This window comes from Streptomyces sp. Q6, assembly GCF_036967205.1.
Lineage (GTDB): Bacteria > Actinomycetota > Actinomycetes > Streptomycetales > Streptomycetaceae > Streptomyces > Streptomyces citrinus.
Genome location: NZ_CP146022.1, coordinates 2,566,822 through 2,584,572, shown reverse-complemented (window position 1 = coordinate 2,584,572; position 17,751 = coordinate 2,566,822). Strand labels below are relative to the sequence as shown.

The following is a 17,751-nucleotide window of genomic DNA, read 5'->3' as shown; positions in this document are numbered from 1 at the left end:
CGGATGCGATGAGGTGAGCCTGCGTCGCGATACCCTCAACGGCCTTCAAGCGGTGTCGAGTTGGGATTCGGCTGACGTCGTCGCAGGTCGTCGCCTACCTTGAGCGCGAGCCTTGGGACGGCTCGGTACGCCGTGACACGCGGAGCTCGGGGTGGGGCGATGACGACGCATGATGCTGACGGTCCGGACGTGGTCGCGCGCCGCGGGTTCACGCACCGCTTGCGTGACCTGCGAGACGCGGCGGGCGCGAAGAACGCCGACCTCGTGGCGGCCTCCGGACGCATGGCGGGCAAGGCGCCGGGCGGCCGGGCCCTGACGGCGAACACGGTGAGCCGGCTGCTGTCGGGGAAGGGCGTGAAGGCGCCCGACTGGGACGTGGTCGCCTCGTTCGTCGCGGCCTGCCGGGCGCACGCCGCCGCCACGAAGTCCCCTGCCTCACCCGCCCTCTTCGACCTGACCGTCTGGAAGGCCGAACACACCGCGCTGGTCAGGTTCTTGGAGGCGGGCGGCGTATCCGACGCGACGGCGCACGACATCGAGGCCGCCCTCACCGCGTACGCCGAGCGGGCCCGGGAGACCTGGGGCCACCTGGACCTGGAGGTGCTGCTGCCGCTCGACGACCAGGGCCGCCACCCCGACATCCGGCTCAGGGAGGTCTTCGTCGAGCCCGGCGTCCGGGCGGACCCGCCGCCCGTGGAGCTACCGCGCGAACTGGTCCGCAGGCTGGTCGAATCGGGGGAGCTGCCGGAGTCCGACCACCTGCCGAGCGGCACCCTGGACGCACTCAAGGAGCTGCGGGGCGCGTACGAGCAGCGCCCGACACGACCCGTGCTCCAGGTGCTGGGCGAGAAGGACACCCGTAAGCACGTGCTCCTCGGGGACCCCGGAGCCGGCAAGTCGACACTGGCGAAGTACCTGGCCCTCACACTCGCGGGCAGCGGGTCACGCGCAGACGTCCCACCGGCGCTCGCCGACCGGGTGGGCGTCATCGTCGAACTCAGGCAGTACGCCGAACCGCAGTGGCACCAGCGGACGTACGAGGACTTCCTCGCGCACCGTCAGGACCAGCTCGGCCTGTGCGTGCCACCGTCCGTGCTGCGTCATCTGCTGCACACGGGCCGAGCCGTGGTCGTCTTCGACGGTCTCGACGAGGTCTTCGACCCCAAGGTGCGCCAGGCCGCCTCGGAACAGATCGCCGCCTTCGCCGCGCGCTGGCCGCAGGCTCGCATCGTGGTGACGTCGCGTGTCATCGGGTACAAGCGCCACGTCTTCGACGGCGCGGACTTCACGCACTACATGCTTCAGGACCTCGACACGGAGCAGATCGCCACGTTCACCGAGCGCTGGTACACGCTGTCGGCGCCCACGGACACCGAGAAGGCGGCCCTGCTCGCCCAGCGCCTCCAGGACGCGGTGCGCGACTCCCGGCCGATCCGTGAACTCGCCGGAAACCCGCTGCTGTTGACCATTCTGGCGATCGTCGGCCGCCGCCAGCCCCTGCCCAAGGACCGTATCGGTGTGTACCGGCAGGCCGTGACCGTTCTCACGGCGCAGTGGGACCAGCAGGCCAAACACCTGGAAGCCGATCTTCCGCCCGCCATCAAGGACGTCCTCGACGGCCTCGACCGCCAAGAGGTGCTGATGATGCTGGCGCACGCCATGCAGGCGGGCACGCACGGTATCGCCGGGAACCACATCCACGGAGACGACCTCGAAGAACTGCTGCGCACCCAGCTGGAGCAGTACGGGCTGCCACTCGGCCCCGCCAGGACGGGCGCGCGGGCGCTGGTCTCGCAGCTGCGTGAACGCAACTTCATCCTCGCCCGGTACGGCAGCGAGGTCTACGGTTTCGTCCACCGCGCCTTCCTGGAGCACCTGGCCGCCGACATCTACCAGCGCTATACGCGGGGCCGGGCGTGGACGCCGCAGGAGCTCCTGGATCAGGTGATCGCCCCGCATGCGCACGACCCGGCCTGGCACGAGGTACTCCTGCTGCTCATCGGCCAGTTGCAGCCGTCGGACGCGGCGGCAGCGATCGACCGTCTCCTCGATCTCCACGACGGCCGGGGCGACCTCGGCACGACCGCTCTGCTGGAGGTCGCCATCCGGGCGCTCGCGGAGGTCCCGAAGATCGGCCTGCTGAACAGTCAGAGCGAGCGGGCCGTCAAGGCCCTGACGGATGTGCTCAACACTCCGTGGGTGCCCGTCGAGTTGACCCCGGTCTTCTCGGCACTGGCGTCGTTCGGTCCCTACTGGGTGGGCAGGGAGGCATTCCTCGCCTGGTTCCGCACGCGTGGCCAGTTCTCCCCGAGCACGGACACACCGCGCATCGTCTGCCTGCTCCGGCCGTCCCGGGAGGAGCTGATCCGCTTCACGCGCGACGCGTACAGCCCGTTCGACCGGGTGCTCTTCCTCGAGGCGCTGGCCGAGGGCTGGCCGAGCGACAGCGAGGTGTACGGGCTGCTCCGTGACCTGGCCCGGGAGGGAGAGGACGAGGAGGTGCGGCGGACCGCGCTGGGGGGACTGGCACGAAACTGGCGGGGCGACACGGGCGCGCTTGCGGTGTTCTCCGCGGTGGCCCGGGAACAGGTCTCGGCGAGAGTGCGGTGGGTGGCCCTGTGGGCACTGGCCGAGGCCCGGCCGGCCGGCGACGGCGTCCGATTCCTGCTGCGTGAAATCCTCCGCCGCTCGAACGTACGGTTCGCGGACGACGTGGACCACGAGGCGGTCGTCGAACGCTGGGCCGCCGCCCTCGGTCCGCACATGCCCCGCATCGGCCCGAGGGTGAGAGGCGAGACCCGTGCGGACATGCCGGGCGAAATCCTGCGGCTGCTCGCCCGGCATCGGCCCGGTGACGTCGACGTCCGGACGCTCCTCATCGCGTGGGCGTCGCTCGACGACGACTACACCGTGCCGCAGGTCGCCATGCGCGGGCTCATGGACCACTGGGGACAGGATCCGGAGATCCACGACCTGTTCGCCGGATGGGTACAGGGCGACGCGCTCTGGCCGGTACGGGAGTCCGCGACACGCTTGCTCGCCCGACTACGGCCGGATCACGGGCCGACGCGTCAGCTGCTCCGGACCCTTGCCACCGGTGACAATGACGCGACCTTGCACTACGTGGCGCGGGAGGTCCTCGAAGACCTGTGGCGCAAGGACGCCACCGACCGGAACGAGCTCTTCGAGGTGGCGCGGACCGATGCCGACCGGAACCTGCGCGGCACCGCGGTGCGTGCGCTGGCCGATAGATGGCCGGCGGACCCCGAGGTCCGCGCACTGGCCTTCGACCTGGCGCGTGCGGGGGAGCACGTGGACACGCTGGGACTGGTGGCCGAACGATGGCCGCAGGGCGAGGACGTGTACCGGCTGCTGATCGACTCGGCGGCCACCGAGGGTGACCTGGACGTGCGCGAGGCGGCGCTGCGCGCACTGGTGCGCCACTGGCCGGGCTCCACGGAGGTGCGGGCCCTGCTCATGGACATGCCCCGAGTGGAGACCGATCCGGCCACTCGGGCCCTCGCGTTGCGGCTGCTGGTCGAGCACTGGCCGGGCGACGCGGAGGTGCGGGCCGTCGCTGAGGAACGGGTACGTGAACTGCACAGCGAGGAACTGTTCTCGTACGTGGACCGGGACTTCCTCTGCTCTCTCCGGTACTGGCGGCGGCACGAGGACTCACTGCCGCTCTTCCTGGCGCTGGTACGGCAGGGCGCGCTGGACCTGCGCGGCACGGCTCTGCAGATGCTGGCCGACCGATGGTGGGGCGATCCGGGTGTTCGCGCCCTGGTGCTGGACGCCGTGCGCGGTGAGACGGATGAGACCGTCCTGGAGTCGGCGGTGCACGCTGTCGCGGAGCACTGTTCCGACGACCCGGAGGTGCTGGAGCTGATCGCCGCACTGGCCCACGGCTCTGCCGGGCTGCCACCGATGGAATCGGCCCAGCGGGTGCTGGCCCTCGCGACCGCTGGTCCCGACTGCGGACCACCCCCGCCACGAACGCCCTGAACGTCTCCGGCGCGACCTGGAAGTGACAGCGCGCCGGGCCTCGGAGTCACGGACGGCGCCGGCGGGGATGGCGACTTCAGGCAGTCCCCTCCGGTGCCGCCGACGCGCACTCCGTGCTGCCCGACCCCCTCGCAACCCCACCCGCGGTGAAGTCGCCGAGTCCGGTCGCGGGGCGGCGACAGCCGCCCGGGGGCGTCGTGCCGTACGACGCCCCCGGGCGGCTGTCCCGTTCGAGTGCCTCCGCGACCGAGCCGCCCGCGGTGGCGCCTACCGGACCGACTCGGCGACCGCCTCCAGCGCCAGGTCCACCCGTACCGGGCGGTTCTCGCCGTGGTGCGTGGCGGCCGAGGCGCGCGGGGCGTGGCCCGCGGCGGTGACCGCGAGGACGTACGCGCCGGCGTCCGGGACGTCGAGGGCGTAGTGGCCTTCGAGGTCGGTCAGCGCCGCGCCGGCCTGGCGGCCGCGGCGGTCGATGAGCGTCACCTTGGCGCGGGCGACGGGCATGCCCGCCGGGTCGAGGACCTGGCCGCGGAAGTGGGCGAGGACCTCTTCGGCGTTGGCCAGGTTGGCGTCCTCCTCGCTGCTGGCGCGCAGCTGGACGACGGCGACCTTGCGCTGGGGCAGGAACAGGGCCAGGACGACACCGATCGCGACCGCCGCGGTGGCGATCAGGAACGAGACGCGGAAGCCGTGCATGGTCGGGATCGCGACGCCGCCCACGTGGTCGGCGGTGTTGGCCAGGACCATGCCGATGACCGCCGACGACACCGAGGTGCCGATGGAGCGCATCAGGGTGTTGAGGCCGTTGGCCGCGCCGGTCTCGGACGGGTCGACCGCGCCGATGATCAGGGCCGGGAGCGAGGAGTACGCGAGGCCGATGCCCGCGCCGACGATGACCGAGATCACGATCGTCTGCCAGGGGGCGCTCATCAGGCCGAGGCCCGCGCCGTAGCCGATCGCGATGATCAGCATGCCGAGGATGAGGGTGACCTTCGGGCCGAACTTCGCCGAAAGGCGGGCGTAGACCGGGGCCGTGAACATCATCGTCAGGCCCAGCGGCGCCACGCACAGACCGGCGACGACCATCGACTGGCCGAGGCCGTAGCCGGTGGCGGAGGGGAGCTGGAGGAGCTGGGGCAGGACCAGGGAGATCGCGTAGAAGGCGACACCGACCATGATCGAGGCGAGGTTCGTGAGCAGGACCTCGCGGCGGGCCGTGGTGCGCAGGTCGACGAGCGGGGCCTTCAGGCGCAGCTCCATCGCGCCCCAGGCGAGCAGGACGACGAGCGCCGCGGCGAACAGGCCGAGCGTGGTGCCGCTGCTCCAGCCCCAGTCGCTGCCCTTGGTGATCGGCAGCAGGAGGAGGACGAGGCCGACGGAGAGGCCGACCGCGCCCGCGATGTCGAACGTTCCCTGGGCCCGCAGCGGGCTCTCCGGGACGAAGACGAGGGTGAGGACGATCGAGACGACGCCGAGGCCGGCGGCGCCGAAGAACAGCGCGTGCCAGTCGGCGTGCTGGGCGACGAGCGCGGCGAGCGGCAGGGCCAGGCCACCGCCGACGCCGATGGACGAGGACATCAGGGCCATCGCCGAGCCGAGCTTCTCGCGCGGCAGCATGTCGCGCATCAGGCCGATGCCCAGCGGGATGGCGCCCATGGCGAAGCCCTGGAGCGCGCGGCCGACGATCATCACGATCAGGTTGTCGGTGAAACCGCAGATGAGGGAGCCGACGACCATGATGGCGAGGCTGGTGAGGAGCATCCGGCGCTTGCCCGCGAGGTCACCGAGGCGGCCCATGATCGGGGTGGCGACGGCGCCGGCGAGCAGGGTCGCGGTGAGGACCCACGTGGCGTTGGAGGGTGCGGTGCTCAGCAGCTCGGGCAGGTCCTTGATCACCGGGACGAGCAGCGTCTGCATGACCGCCACGACGATGCCGGCGAAGGCGAGGACGGGGACGACGCCGCCTGTTCGGCGGGTTGGGGTCGTCGGCTGTGACATTACGGAGGGCCTCCGGAAGGCAGGTTGGGGGGTCGCGTGCACGGCGGTGTGCGGGCAGGTTGCGTGTAACCCGAACCTGTTTCCTCGGGCGACTATTCCGACGATCGTCGTACCAGTGCAAACCTTGACCTTTTCATTACGTGGTCCAGGGCCTCGCCGTTTCTGACCCAGTGTCAGATTCGGTCTTCCGCTCTACTGGAACGTGTTCTACCGTGCGCGCCATGGGCATCGCCATCACGCAGGAACAGCGGGAACTCGCGGAATCCGTGCGCGGCTGGATCGCGCGCGCCGTACCGCCCGAAGAGGTGCGCAAACTGCTCGACGCCCCGCCCGCCCCGGGCCACCGCCCCCTCTACTGGGACGGCGCCGCCGGGCAGGGGCTGCTCGGCGTGCACCTCCCCGAGGCGTACGGAGGCGGGGGCGGGACCCTGCTCGATCTCGCCGTGGTCGCCGAGGAGGCGGGGCGTGCGGCGCTGCCCGGACCGTTCCTGGGCAGCGTGCTCGCGGCCGAGCTGCTGCGCCGGGCCGGCCGGGGCGACCTGGCGCGGAGCCTCGCCGAGGGCGGCCGGATCGGCGCCGTCGCGCTCGGACCCGGCGGGATCGGCGCGGTCGCCGGGCCCGACGGGATCGTGCTCGACGGGACCGCGCCACCGGTCCTCACCGGGGCCGACGCCGACCTGCTCGTCCTCGCGGCGCGGGGCGACTCCGGCGACCTGTGGCTCGCCGTCGACGCCGGCACCCCGGGCCTCACCGTCCGGGCCCACGAGAGCGCCGACCCGACCCGGCCCACCGCCGAGGTCGTCGCGACCGGCGCCGTCGTCCCCGCCGCCCGCGTCCTCGACGTCGACTCCGCGCTCGTGCGGGACCTCGCGGCCGTGCTGCTCGCGGCCGACGCGTGCGGGAACGCCGCCTGGGCGCTCGGCACGGCCGCCGAGCACGCCAAGGTGCGCGAGCAGTTCGGGCGGCCCATCGGCCGGTTCCAGGGCGTCAAGCACCTCTGCGCCGACATGCTCGTACGGGTCGAGCAGTCCTGCGCCCTGGTGTGGGACGCGGCGCGGGCGCTGGAGGAGGGGACCGCCGCCGACGTGCGCGGCCTGGTCGCCGCGCTCGCCGCCGGGGCCGCGCTCGACGCCGCGTACAGCTGCGCCAAGGACTGCGTGCAGATCCTCGGCGGCATCGGCTTCACCTGGGAGCACGACGCCCACCTCTATCTGCGCCGGGCCGTCGTCGCCCGGCAACTGCTCGGCGCCGGGGACGCGCACCGGCTGCGGGCCGTGCGGCTCGCGGAGTCCGGGGCCCGCCGCGAACTGCGGCTCGATCTGCCGGCGGAGGCCGACGCGTACCGGGAGAGCGCCCGCGGCGTCGTCGAGGGTGCCCGCGGCCTCGACCCGGCGGCTGCCCGCCGCGCCCTCGCACCCACCGGATACGCGGCCCCGCACCTGCCGCCGCCGTACGGACTGGGCGCCGGGCCCGTCCAACAGCTCGCCGTCCAGGAGGAGTTGAGGGCGGCGGGCGTGAAGGTGAGCGACCTCGGCATCGCGACCTGGGTCGTCCCCTCCCTTCTGACGTACGGCACCGAGGCGCAGCGTGAGCGGCACCTCCCGGCGACCCTGCGCGGCGACGTCCTGTGGTGCCAGCTCTTCTCGGAACCCGGCGCGGGCTCCGACCTCGCCTCGCTGCGCACGCGCGCGGAGCGGATGCCCGACGGGCGGTGGCGGATCAACGGGCAGAAGGTGTGGACGAGCGCCGCGCAATGGGCCGACCACGGCATCCTGCTGGCCCGCACCAACCCGGACGCGCCCAAGCACAAGGGTCTGACCTACTTCCTCGTCGACATGAAGCACACCGACGGCATCGACATCCGCCCCCTGCGCGAGATCACCGGCGACTCCCTCTTCAACGAGGTCTACTTCGACGACGTCCTGCTGCCCGCCGACGCGGTGGTCGGCGAGGTCGACGACGGCTGGCGCGTCGCCCGCCACACGCTCGGCAACGAACGCGTCCACATGGCCGACCAGTTGACCTTCGACACGGGTCTGGAGGCGCTCCTGGCACGCGCGGGCGACCTCGACGGCGCGTACCGGGCGCGGATCGGCGCGCTCGCGGCGGAGGCGCACGCGCTCGCCTGCGTCGGTCTGCGCACGACGACGCGGCAGGTCGCGGGCGAGGAGCCCGGCGCGGGCGCCTCGGTCCGCAAACTGGTCCAGACGCCGCACCAGCAGAAGGTCGCGGAACTGGCCCTCGAACTCCTCGGCCCCGCCGGTGCGTTGAGGGAGGGACCGGGGGAGCGCGCCCTCCACGGCTTCCTGCTGTCGCGGTGCCTGACGATCGCCGGAGGGACGACACAGGTGCAGCTCAACGTGGTGGCGGAACGGATCCTGGGGCTGCCCAGGGACTGACGGGCCGGGGCTGGGCCGCGAACTCACACACCCAGGAGGCCGAGCCGCGTCCTCGTACGTCGAAGGGGTCGGGGCCGCGGCCTCGTACGTCCAGAGGCTCTAGGCCGCAGCCTCAAATACGCGGCGCACGGCGGCCAGGTCCACCGGCCGCTCGTAGTACTCCTCGGCCCAGTCGCGGAACGCCTCCGGGGTTCCCTCCAGGAGCAGTTCGAGCAGCCACTCGGCGCCGTCCGCGTCCTCCTCGTCCTCGGGGAAGTCGATGTCGCCGGTGTGCCAGCGCGTGTCACCGGTCTCGCGCCAGATGCAGCCGGTGACGCGCGGCAGGCCGTCGTCCGTGAACGCGGGCTCGTCCACGTACCGGCGGAACACGGCCGGGAGCGAGTCGAGGACGCCCGGCCACGGCTGCTCGTCGTCGTCGCCGTACGGGCTCATCACGGACTCATGGCTGAAGACCCGGATGTAGACGCCGTCGGGGCCGAAGACGACCGCGCAGTCGTCCCCCGAGCCGTTGTCCACCGAGAAGACCTCCTTGGTCGGGCTCCAGGCGGCGGTGTACCCGTGATAGGCGTACTCGCCCGAGGGGTTGATCAGGGCCTCCGCCCCCGCGAGGGCGCGACACCGGGCGCGCAGGGTCGGGATGTCGGGGAGCCGGCGGGCGGCGTCTGCTGCGGTCATGGAGTGATTGCAGCAGACGCCACTGACAAGCCGTCCGGTCAGCCCCTGCCGCGCCAGCCCCAGCGCGACCTGCGGTCGCCCTCCGTCTTCTCCGGCCCGGGGACGGTGAACGCGCCGAACGGCGCCGCCGCGGCCTGTCCCTCGTCGTGCGGGGCGTCCTCGGGGTGCCCGCCGCCCTTGAGCCTGGCCCGCCAGGGACCGTCCGCCATCTCCAGCTGGACGATCACCGGCCCCTCGGGCAGGGGGTGGGTCTCGCGGCGGGCGCCGATCTCGTTGATGAAGTTCTCGCCGCGCGGGAGCGTCGCGTGATCGGTGTGGCCGGTGAGCTCGTAGCGCTGGACGATGAGGTTGCTGTCGCCCTTGTAGCGGACGGCGAAGTCGGCCGGGCCGCCGGTGTGCAGCAGCACGTCGGGGCCACGCCACTCCAGCCACTCGCCGGTCAGGCGGTGGGCCGCGACGAGCGGCAGCACCGTGGCCTGCCAGGCGCCGTCGGCCTGGAGCCGCAGACGCAGCGGGCCGCTCTGCGGGACGGTGGTGAGCAGCCGCCCCTGGAAGTCGTCCTCGGTGCTGTTGACGAGGGTGTCGCCCTCTTTGTTGCGGCGGTTGAGCGGGGCCAGGCACGTCCAGCCGTCGCCCTTGACGAGCAGCTCGACGATGACCGGGCCCGGCGGGAGGCCGTTCACCTGGAGGACGTCGTTGTCGCGGCCGGTGAGCGTGCGCGGCTCGAAGGTCGGACCGAACGTCCAGTCCCGCCCGGCCTGTCGAGGCGCCGGGGCCGGGGCCGCGGCATGGGCCTGGGCGGGGACGGCGCCCGGCGCCGGGACCGCGACGGTCGGCGTCGGCGCGGGGGCCGGTGCCGGACTCGGTATAGATGCCGGTGCCGGTGCCGGTATCTGTGCCGGTGCGGCGGGCGGCGCGAACGGCACCGCCTGCGGAGCGTCGGCCGGGACCGCAGCGGCGGGCGGTACGGGAGAGGCGGGCGGTACGGGAGAGGCGGGCGGTACGGGAGAGGCGGGCGCGGCCGCCGCCGTGAGCGACCCCACCCCGTGGTCCGCCGCCAGGCTCTCCAGGCCGCCCACGTACCCCTGGCCCACCGCCCGGAACTTCCAGCCGCCCGCGCGCCGGTACAACTCGCCGAGCACCAGGGCGGTTTCGGCCCCGATCTCGGCGGCGTCCACCTCGTACCGGGCGACCGGCGTCCCGTCCTGCGCGTACGCCTCCACCGACGGGACCCCCGTCTCGCGTACCGTGCCGCCCCGCGTGAAGCCGACGACGAGCACCCGCTCGACGTCCGCCGTCAGCTCGGGCAGCGACGTCTCCAGCCAGACCGTGCCGTCCGCGCCCCCGGCGAGCCGCACCGCGCCCGTCGGATGGGTCGGCGCCCCGTCGAACACGATGTCGTGGTCCCCCCGGACCGTGCCGTCGGCCGTGAGCAGCAGCGCTCCGGCCCGCATCCAACTGCGTACCGCGATGCGCAACGGCACCGTCGGCACGAACGTGTTGGCCCCTTTGGTCAGATCCCCCACGGAACAGCCCCCTCCGCATTTTCTTCACGTAGGCATCACTCGATCGCCACAGCGATCCAGGAGCGGAGCATGCCACACGCCGATGTACCGGGCACCCGGATCGGGGCACGTATCGTCGCCCCGTGGAGCTCAAACACCTCACCGGGTTCGTCGCCGTCGCCGAGGAACTGCACTTCGGGCGGGCCGCCGAGCGACTGCACATCGCCCAGTCGCCGCTCAGCCAGCAGATCCGACTGCTCGAACGCGACCTGGGCGTACGGCTCTTCGACCGGACCACCCGCACCGTCCGCCTCACCCCCGCCGGGCAGGCCCTCGTCGAACCCGCGCGGCGGCTGCTCGCCGACGCGGCCACCCTGCGCCGCACCGTGCGCACCGCGCACCTCGGCGAGACGGGCCGCGTCACCGTCGGCTTCGGCGGGGCCAGCGCCTATGCCGCGCTGCCCGCCCTCACCCGTGCCGTGAACGCCGAACTCCCGGGTGTGGAGCTGGTGTTGGAGGGGCAGATCTTCACCGGCGAGGCGCTGGCCCGGCTCACCGACGGCACCATCGATCTCGGGGTGGCGGCCCTGCCGGTGCGCCGGGGCATCACCGCCCGCGTGGTCCGCGCCGAGCGGCTCGTCTGCGCCCTGCCCGAAGGGCACCGGCTCGCCGCCCGGGAGGGCATCACCTTCGCCGACCTCGCCCAGGAGCGTGTCGTCACCTTCCCGGTCGCGCGCGGTTCGGCGGTCCGCGAGGCCATGGTGCAGGGGTGCCACGACGCCGGGTTCGCGCCCCGGATCGCGCAGGAGGCCCCGGACTCGTACAACCTCCTGGCCCTGGTGGGCGCCGGGGTCGGGGTGGCCGTCGTGGTCGGGTCGGCGCGCTCCATCCATCTGGAGCACGTGGTGTTCAGGCCGCTGGTCGGGGAGGGCGTGCCGGTGCTGCCGATCGCCCTCGCCTGGCGCACCGGGAACGACAGCGCCGCCCTCGCGGCCGTCCTGGAGATCGCCGAGCGCGTCCTGCCGACGCCGCCCGATTATGTGGCGTAGCGGCTCACTGAACGCCGGAATCAGTCTTGGACAGCACTTAATCCCACGGGCAGAGTGATCTCCATGCCTGAGCCGCAGCCCGGTACCGCCGCACCGCTCGCCGGGATCAAGGTCGTCGACCTGTCCAAGATCCTCGCGGGCCCGTACGCCACGATGTCCCTCGCCGACCTCGGCGCCGACGTGACCAAGGTCGAGCACCCCGAGGGCGGCGACCCGACGCGCCGCTGGGGCCCGCCGTTCCAGGGCGACGACGCCACGTACTACCTGGCCGCCAACCGCAACAAGCGCTCCGTCACCCTCGATCTCAAGTCGGCGGCCGGACAGGCCGAGGTGCACCGGATGCTCGCCGACGCCGACGTGCTCGTCGAGAACTTCCGGCCCGGCAGCGGCCTCGCCCGCCTCTTCGACTACCGCGAGCTGACCGAGCGCCACCCGCGCCTCGTCGTCCTGCACATCTCCGCCTTCGGCGAGAGCGGCCCGCTGCGCGACGAGCCCGGTTACGACATGGTCGCCCAGGCCGCCGCCGGGCTGATGTCGCTGACCGGCGAGCCGGACGGACCGCCCGTCAAGGCGGGCTTCGCGATGGGCGACCTCGGCGCCGCCCTCTTCGGCCTCATCGGCGTCACCTCGGCCCTCGTCGAACGCGCGCGCACGGGCCGCGGCCAGTACGTCACGACGTCCCTGTACGAGACCCAGCTCGCCCTGCACGCCAACTGGGCCACCGCCCACTTCGCCACCGGGGAGCGCCCGACCCGCCTCGGCTCGGGCCACCCCAGCCTCGTCCCGTACCAGGCGTACGAGGCCGCCGACGGCCACTTCGTCATCGCCGTCGGCAACGACGCGCTGTTCCGCACGCTGTGCGAGACCCTCGGCCTCGCCGCGTTCGCCGACGACGAGCGCTTCGCCACGAACGCCGCCCGCGTCGCCAACAGGGCCGCCCTGAACGACCGGTTGACGCGCGTCCTCGCACGGCGCACGGTCGGCGAGTGGTGCGACACGCTCAAGAAGGCGGGCGTGCCCGCCGCGGCCATCCGCCATCTCGACGAGGTGTACACCTGCCCGCAGACCGAGGCGCTCGGCATCGTCCAGGAGGTCGAGCACCCCACCGCGGGCCGCCTGCGCCAGGTCGCCTTCCCCGTCAGCTTCAACGGTGTACGCCCCGCCGTACGCACCGCACCTCCCACCCTCGGTCAGCACAACGACCGTACGCAGCAAGGAGTTTGAGGACACCATGCCGTTCCCCGCGCTCGACCCGACCGACCCGCTGAACCTGGAGGCCCTCCTCACCGACGAGGAGCGCGCCGTACGTGACACGGTCCGCCAGTACCTCGACGACAAGGTCGAGCCGCACATCGCCGGCTGGTTCGAGTCCGGCGAGCTGCCCGCCCTGCCCGAACTCGCCCGCGACTTCGGCAAGATGGGCCTGCTCGGCATGCACCTGGAGGGCTACGGCTGCGCCGGGATGTCGGCCCGCGCGTACGGCGTCGCCTGCCGCGAGCTGGAGGCCACGGACTCCGGTCTGCGCTCGTTCGTCTCCGTCCAGGGCTCCCTCGCCATGTTCGCCATCCACCGCTTCGGTTCCGAGGAGCAGAAGCAGGAGTGGCTGCCGAGGATGGCGGCCGGCGAGGCGATCGGCTGCTTCGGCCTGACCGAGCCCGACCACGGCTCCGACCCGGCGTCCATGACGACGCGGGCCCGCCGCGACGGAGGGGGCACCTCCCGGTCGAAGACTGGGGGAGACTGGATCCTCGACGGCCGCAAGATGTGGATCACGAACGGTTCGGTCGCGGCCGTCGCCGTCGTCTGGGCGCAGACCGAGGACGGCGTACGGGGATTCGTCGTCCCCACCGACAGCCCCGGCTTCTCGGCGCCGCTCATCAAGCACAAGATGTCGCTGCGCGCGTCGGTGACCAGCGAGCTGGTCCTGGACCGCGTCCGGCTCCCCGGCTCCGCCCTGCTGCCGCGGGCGCGCGGCGTGGGCGCGCCCCTCACCTGCCTGAACGAGGCCCGCTACGGCATCGTCTGGGGCGTCACCGGTGCGGCCCGCTCGGCATGGCGGTCGGCGCGCGACTACGCCCTCCAGCGCGAGCAGTTCGGCAAGCCGATCGCCGGGTTCCAGCTCACGCAGCAGAAGCTCGTCGACATGGCGCTCGAACTCCACAAGGCGACGCTGACCGCGCTCCAGCTCTCCGCCCTGAAGGACTCGGACGCCGGCGTCCACCCGGCCCAGATCAGCTTCGGCAAGCTGAACAACGTCCGCGAGGCCATCGAGATCTGCCGCACCGCCCGCACGATCCTCGGCGCGAACGGCATCTCCCTCGAATACCCGGTCATCCGGCACGCCAACAACCTGGAGTCCGTGCTGACGTACGAGGGCACGACCGAGATGCACACGCTGGCGCTCGGCCAGGCGCTGACGGGACTGGCCGCCTTCCGGTAGGTCTTCCCTCGCGCGGCACCTCCTGCCAGTATCTGACGGGTCATCAGATACGGGCAGGAGGCCCCAGCCATGAAGTCGTACATCGTCGGCGTCGGCATGACCAGGTTCGAGAAGCCCGAGACGCGGGACTGGCAGTACTGGGACATGGTCAAGCAGGCGGGAAGCGCGGCGCTCGCCGACGCGGGGATCGCCTACGAGGACGTCCAGCAGGTCCCCGTCGGCTACTGCTTCCAGGCCTCCACGGCCGGTCAACGCGCGGTCTACGAACTGGGGTTGACCGGCGTCCCCGTCTACAACGTCAACAACAACTGCGCCACCGGGTCGACCGCGCTGATGCTGGCGCGGCAGTTCGTCGAGGGCGGCCTGAGCGACTGCGTCCTCGCGCTCGGCTTCGAGAAGATGCAGCGCGGGGCGCTGGGCGGGGGCGCCGACGGCGGCGACTTCCGGACCTCGCCGGTCGCCCGCCACTACGGCATCATGGCCGCCCGCCACGGCTTCGAGATGTCCCCGCCCACCGCCCAGATCTTCGGCGACGCGGCCCGCGAGCACATGGAGACGTATGGCACCACCGAGGCACAGCTCGCCGCGGTCGGCGCCAAGAACCACCGGCACTCGGTGAACAACCCGTACGCCCAGTTCCAGGACGCGTACACCGTCGACGAGATCCTCGCCGCGAAGACCATCCACACACCGCTCACCAAGCTCCAGTGCTCGCCGACGTCCGACGGCGCCGCGGCGGCCGTCGTCGTCTCCGAACGCTTCGTGGAGGAACGGGGACTGGGGGAGAAGGCGGTCGAGATCGTGGCGCAGGCGATGACCACGGACACGGCGGAGTCCTTCGCCTCCGGATCGTGCGTCGACGTCGTCGGACAGCCCATGTCGCGGGACGCGGCCCGCCAGGTCTACGAGGCGTCGGGCCTGGACGCGCGGGACGTGGACGTCATCGAGCTCCACGACTGCTTCTCCATCAACGAACTGCTCACGTACGAGGCGCTCGGCCTGTGCGGGGAGGGCGAGTCGGGCAAACTCGTCGAGTCCGGCGCGACGACGTACGGCGGCCGCTGGGTCGTGAACCCGTCCGGCGGACTGATCTCCAAGGGCCACCCGCTCGGCGCCACCGGTATCGCCCAGGTCGCCGAACTGACGTGGCAGTTGAGGGGCGAGGCGGGAGCCAGGCAGGTGGCCGGCGCCCGGGTCGGTCTCGCGCACAACATCGGACTCGGCGGGGCGGCGGTGGTGACGATGGTGCGCCGGAACGCCTAGCGCGTGTCCGTAAAGCCCCTCCGTCGCCCGCAGGGCGGCCCTGCGGCGAGAGCGCGTGCGCGTGCCAGGCGTCGCGGGCAGGAGGGACTTTGCGGCCACGACCCAGAGCCCGACCGGCGGCCCGGTCCGGCGGGCAGGCGCCAGGACCCGTCCGGCGGATCAGGTCGCGGCTCGGGTGGCCCGTGCCCTGGTGCGCCGGTGTGGCAAGACCCCGCGTCCGCGACGCGATCCGCCGGGCAGCCCCTAGGCCGCCTTCCACTCCTCGGCCAGCAGCCCCATCACGACCTCGTCCCGCCAGACGCCGTCGTGCAGGGCGACCTGGCGGCGCACGCCCTCGACGACGAAGCCGAGCTTCTCGTAGACATGGCGGGCCCGCACGTTGTCCGCGTACGCCTCCAGGCCGATCCGGTGCAGCCCGGCCGTCGCGAAGCCGTACCCGACGATCAGCCGCGCGGCCTCCGTGCCCAGGCCGCGCCCCCGGCCGCGCGGACCGACGAGCGTACGGAAGGTCGCGTGGCGGTGGTCCGGGTCCCAGTCGTTGAGGACGACCTCGCCGACCAGCTCGCCGGTGGCGCGATCGGTGACGGCCAGATCCAGCCGGTCGTCCTGGGCGCCGCGCGAGCCGTACCAGGACCGCAGCCGCTCCGGAGCGAAGGACGCGGGACCACCCGTGAACCGGACGACCTCGGGGTCCTCGATGATCGCGGCCATCGTCTCGGCGTCGGCCTCGGTGAACGGCCGCAGCACGGTCCTCTCGCCGGTCAGGACAGGTTTACGGGCGAAGGGCGAGAGGGTCATCCGGGGAGTCTGACCCCTTCGGCGACGGTCCGGCAACGAGTTTCCGGGCGCCCCCGGACAGGCCCTAGGCCCGGCGGCCTATGCCGCGCGGACCACGGCCCATGGGCCCAAATCCTGATGTACGGGGCGCCCGCGGGCTGAGACCATCACGTTCATGCTGCACACACCGCCCACGTCCGATGCCGCGATACGCCCCCGCTCGGCCGCCCCGCCCACCTGGCTCGTGGTGGCCGTGGCCTGCGCCGGGCAGTTCCTCGTCGTCCTCGACGTCTCCGTCGTGAACGTCGCGCTGCCCTCGATGCGCGCCGACCTCGGGATGAGCGCCACCGGACTCCAGTGGGTGGTGAACGCGTACTCGATCGCGTTCGCCGGGTTCATGCTCCTCGGCGGCCGGGCCGGCGACCTCTTCGGGCGCAAGCGGATGTTCCTCGTCGGGCTCGGCCTGTTCACCCTCGCGTCGCTCGCCGGCGGCCTCGCCCAGTCCGACTGGCAGCTGCTCACGGCGCGCGCCGTGCAGGGCCTCGGCGCGGCGGTGCTCGCCCCTCGACCCTCACGATCCTCACCTCGGCCGTCCCCGAAGGCGCCGCGCGGGCCGCGCCATCGCGACGTGGACCGCCGTGGGCGCGGGCGGCGGCGCGGCCGGCGGACTCGTCGGCGGCGTCCTCACCGAGGGCCTGAACTGGCGCTGGGTGCTCCTCATCAACGTTCCGCTCGGCGCCGTCGTCCTCGCGGCCGCCGCCCGCTGGATCCGCGAGTCCCGCGCCGACGGCGAACGCCGCCTCGACCTGCCGGGCGCGCTGCTCGTGACGGCGGGCACGGCACTGCTCGCCTACGGCATCGTGCAGACGGAGGCCGAGGGCTGGGGCGCGGCGGCGACGCTCGTGCCGCTGGCCGTCGCGCTGGCGCTGATGGCCGCCTTCCTCGTCGTCGAAGCGCGTACGCGACTGCCGCTGATGCCGCTCGGCCTGTTCAAGGTGCGGTCGGTGGCCGCCGCGAACGCCGCGATGTTCGTGTGCGGCATGGGCTCGTTCGCCATGTGGTTCTTCATGACCCTCTACGCGCAGAACGTGCTCGGCTACACCCCGGTCGAGGCCGGCCTCGCGCTCGTCCCCAGCTCGCTGGCGGTCGTGGCCGGATCGAAGTTCGCGCCGCGCCTGATGCCGCGCTTCGGCGCGCGGAACGTGGCGGTGACCGGTGTCCTGGTGACCGCCGCCGGGTTCGCGTGGCAGTCGACGATGGCCTCGGACGGCTCGTACGTGCCGACGATCATGCTGCCCGGGATCGTGATGATGGCCGGCGCCGGACTCGCGATGACGCCGCTCGCCTCTCTGGCGACGTCGGGCGCGGCGCCGCGCGACGCGGGTCTGGTCTCGGGCCTGGTCAACACGTCACGCACGCTGGGCGGCGCGCTGGGCCTGTCGATCCTCTCCACGGTCGCGGCGAGCCGCTCGGCGGGCTCGGCGACCCCACAAGCCCTGACCGACGGCTACGCGGCCGCCTTCCGGGTGGGGGCGGGCATCCTGCTGGTCGCGGTGGTGGTGCTCGTGGTGTGGATGCCCCGGGCGCGCGCGTCGAGCGAGTCGGGCACCTAGTGCGCTCGAGCAGCGGGCCCCGGCACC

General features: G+C 72.8%; 10 protein-coding genes and 1 pseudogene. 7 read left to right on the top strand and 4 right to left on the bottom strand.

All coding sequences use genetic code 11. The annotated features are described in order from the left end of the window. Positions 1–159 precede the first annotated feature (159 nt). Positions 160–4,005, top strand: a complete 3,846-nt coding sequence (locus V2W30_RS12055) for an NACHT domain-containing protein (RefSeq protein ID WP_338696030.1) — start codon at positions 160–162, stop codon at positions 4,003–4,005. Between the two features lie 267 nt (positions 4,006–4,272). On the opposite strand, the gene V2W30_RS12050 is transcribed toward V2W30_RS12055, so the two are convergent. Next, on the bottom strand, positions 4,273–6,003 hold the full coding sequence (locus tag V2W30_RS12050) for an MFS transporter (RefSeq protein WP_338696028.1): 1,731 nt from the start codon (positions 6,001–6,003) through the stop codon (positions 4,273–4,275). 221 nt (positions 6,004–6,224) lie between these two features. Here V2W30_RS12050 and V2W30_RS12045 point away from each other — a divergent pair, with 221 nt between their 5' ends. Continuing rightward, on the top strand, positions 6,225–8,402 hold the full coding sequence (locus V2W30_RS12045; protein ID WP_338696027.1) for an acyl-CoA dehydrogenase: 2,178 nt from the start codon (positions 6,225–6,227) through the stop codon (positions 8,400–8,402). Positions 8,403–8,501: 99 nt separating this feature from the next. On the opposite strand, the gene V2W30_RS12040 is transcribed toward V2W30_RS12045, so the two are convergent. After that, positions 8,502–9,077, bottom strand: coding sequence for a hypothetical protein (locus V2W30_RS12040; RefSeq protein WP_338696026.1), 576 nt, complete (start codon positions 9,075–9,077; stop codon positions 8,502–8,504). A 38-nt stretch (positions 9,078–9,115) separates the two neighbouring features. Further along, a complete protein-coding gene (locus V2W30_RS12035) occupies positions 9,116–10,603 on the bottom strand; it encodes a TerD family protein (RefSeq protein ID WP_338696025.1) in 1,488 nt (495 codons plus the stop codon). Between the two features lie 122 nt (positions 10,604–10,725). On the opposite strand from V2W30_RS12035, the gene V2W30_RS12030 reads away from it, so the two are divergent. The 4 genes from V2W30_RS12030 to V2W30_RS12015 all read left to right on the top strand — a co-directional run bounded on the left by V2W30_RS12030 (position 10,726) and on the right by V2W30_RS12015 (position 15,334). Beyond that, positions 10,726–11,631 carry a LysR substrate-binding domain-containing protein gene (locus V2W30_RS12030; protein ID WP_338696023.1) on the top strand — a complete coding sequence of 302 codons (906 nt, stop codon included), beginning with the start codon at positions 10,726–10,728 and terminating at the stop codon, positions 11,629–11,631. A gap of 63 nt (positions 11,632–11,694) precedes the next feature. Continuing rightward, the gene (locus V2W30_RS12025; protein ID WP_338696021.1) at positions 11,695–12,855 is read left to right on the top strand and encodes a CoA transferase; all 1,161 of its coding nucleotides are present in this window, start codon (positions 11,695–11,697) and stop codon (positions 12,853–12,855) included. A gap of 7 nt (positions 12,856–12,862) precedes the next feature. Further along, complete coding sequence (locus tag V2W30_RS12020) at positions 12,863–14,071, top strand: acyl-CoA dehydrogenase family protein (protein ID WP_338696020.1); 1,209 nt, start codon at positions 12,863–12,865, stop codon at positions 14,069–14,071. Between the two features lie 69 nt (positions 14,072–14,140). Continuing rightward, on the top strand, positions 14,141–15,334 hold the full coding sequence (locus V2W30_RS12015; protein WP_338696019.1) for a lipid-transfer protein: 1,194 nt from the start codon (positions 14,141–14,143) through the stop codon (positions 15,332–15,334). A 243-nt stretch (positions 15,335–15,577) separates the two neighbouring features. Here V2W30_RS12015 and V2W30_RS12010 read toward each other — a convergent pair whose 3' ends face one another. Then, positions 15,578–16,132 carry a GNAT family protein gene (locus V2W30_RS12010; RefSeq protein ID WP_338696018.1) on the bottom strand — a complete coding sequence of 185 codons (555 nt, stop codon included), beginning with the start codon at positions 16,130–16,132 and terminating at the stop codon, positions 15,578–15,580. A gap of 154 nt (positions 16,133–16,286) precedes the next feature. Between V2W30_RS12010 and V2W30_RS12005 the strand changes: the two are divergent. Next, positions 16,287–17,724, top strand: a pseudogene (locus V2W30_RS12005) (MFS transporter). The last annotated feature ends 27 nt before the right edge of the window (positions 17,725–17,751 follow it).

Bases quoted from the DNA above. Each gene is read 5' to 3' on its own strand.
- V2W30_RS12055 (WP_338696030.1), top strand. From the start codon at position 160: ATGACGACGCATGATGCTGACGGTCCGGACGTGGTCGCGCGCCGCGGG.
- V2W30_RS12050 (WP_338696028.1), bottom strand. From the start codon at position 6,003: ATGTCACAGCCGACGACCCCAACCCGCCGAACAGGCGGCGTCGTCCCC.
- V2W30_RS12045 (WP_338696027.1), top strand. From the start codon at position 6,225: ATGGGCATCGCCATCACGCAGGAACAGCGGGAACTCGCGGAATCCGTG.
- V2W30_RS12040 (WP_338696026.1), bottom strand. From the start codon at position 9,077: ATGACCGCAGCAGACGCCGCCCGCCGGCTCCCCGACATCCCGACCCTG.
- V2W30_RS12025 (WP_338696021.1), top strand. From the start codon at position 11,695: ATGCCTGAGCCGCAGCCCGGTACCGCCGCACCGCTCGCCGGGATCAAG.
- V2W30_RS12020 (WP_338696020.1), top strand. From the start codon at position 12,863: ATGCCGTTCCCCGCGCTCGACCCGACCGACCCGCTGAACCTGGAGGCC.
- V2W30_RS12015 (WP_338696019.1), top strand. From the start codon at position 14,141: ATGAAGTCGTACATCGTCGGCGTCGGCATGACCAGGTTCGAGAAGCCC.
- V2W30_RS12010 (WP_338696018.1), bottom strand. From the start codon at position 16,132: ATGACCCTCTCGCCCTTCGCCCGTAAACCTGTCCTGACCGGCGAGAGG.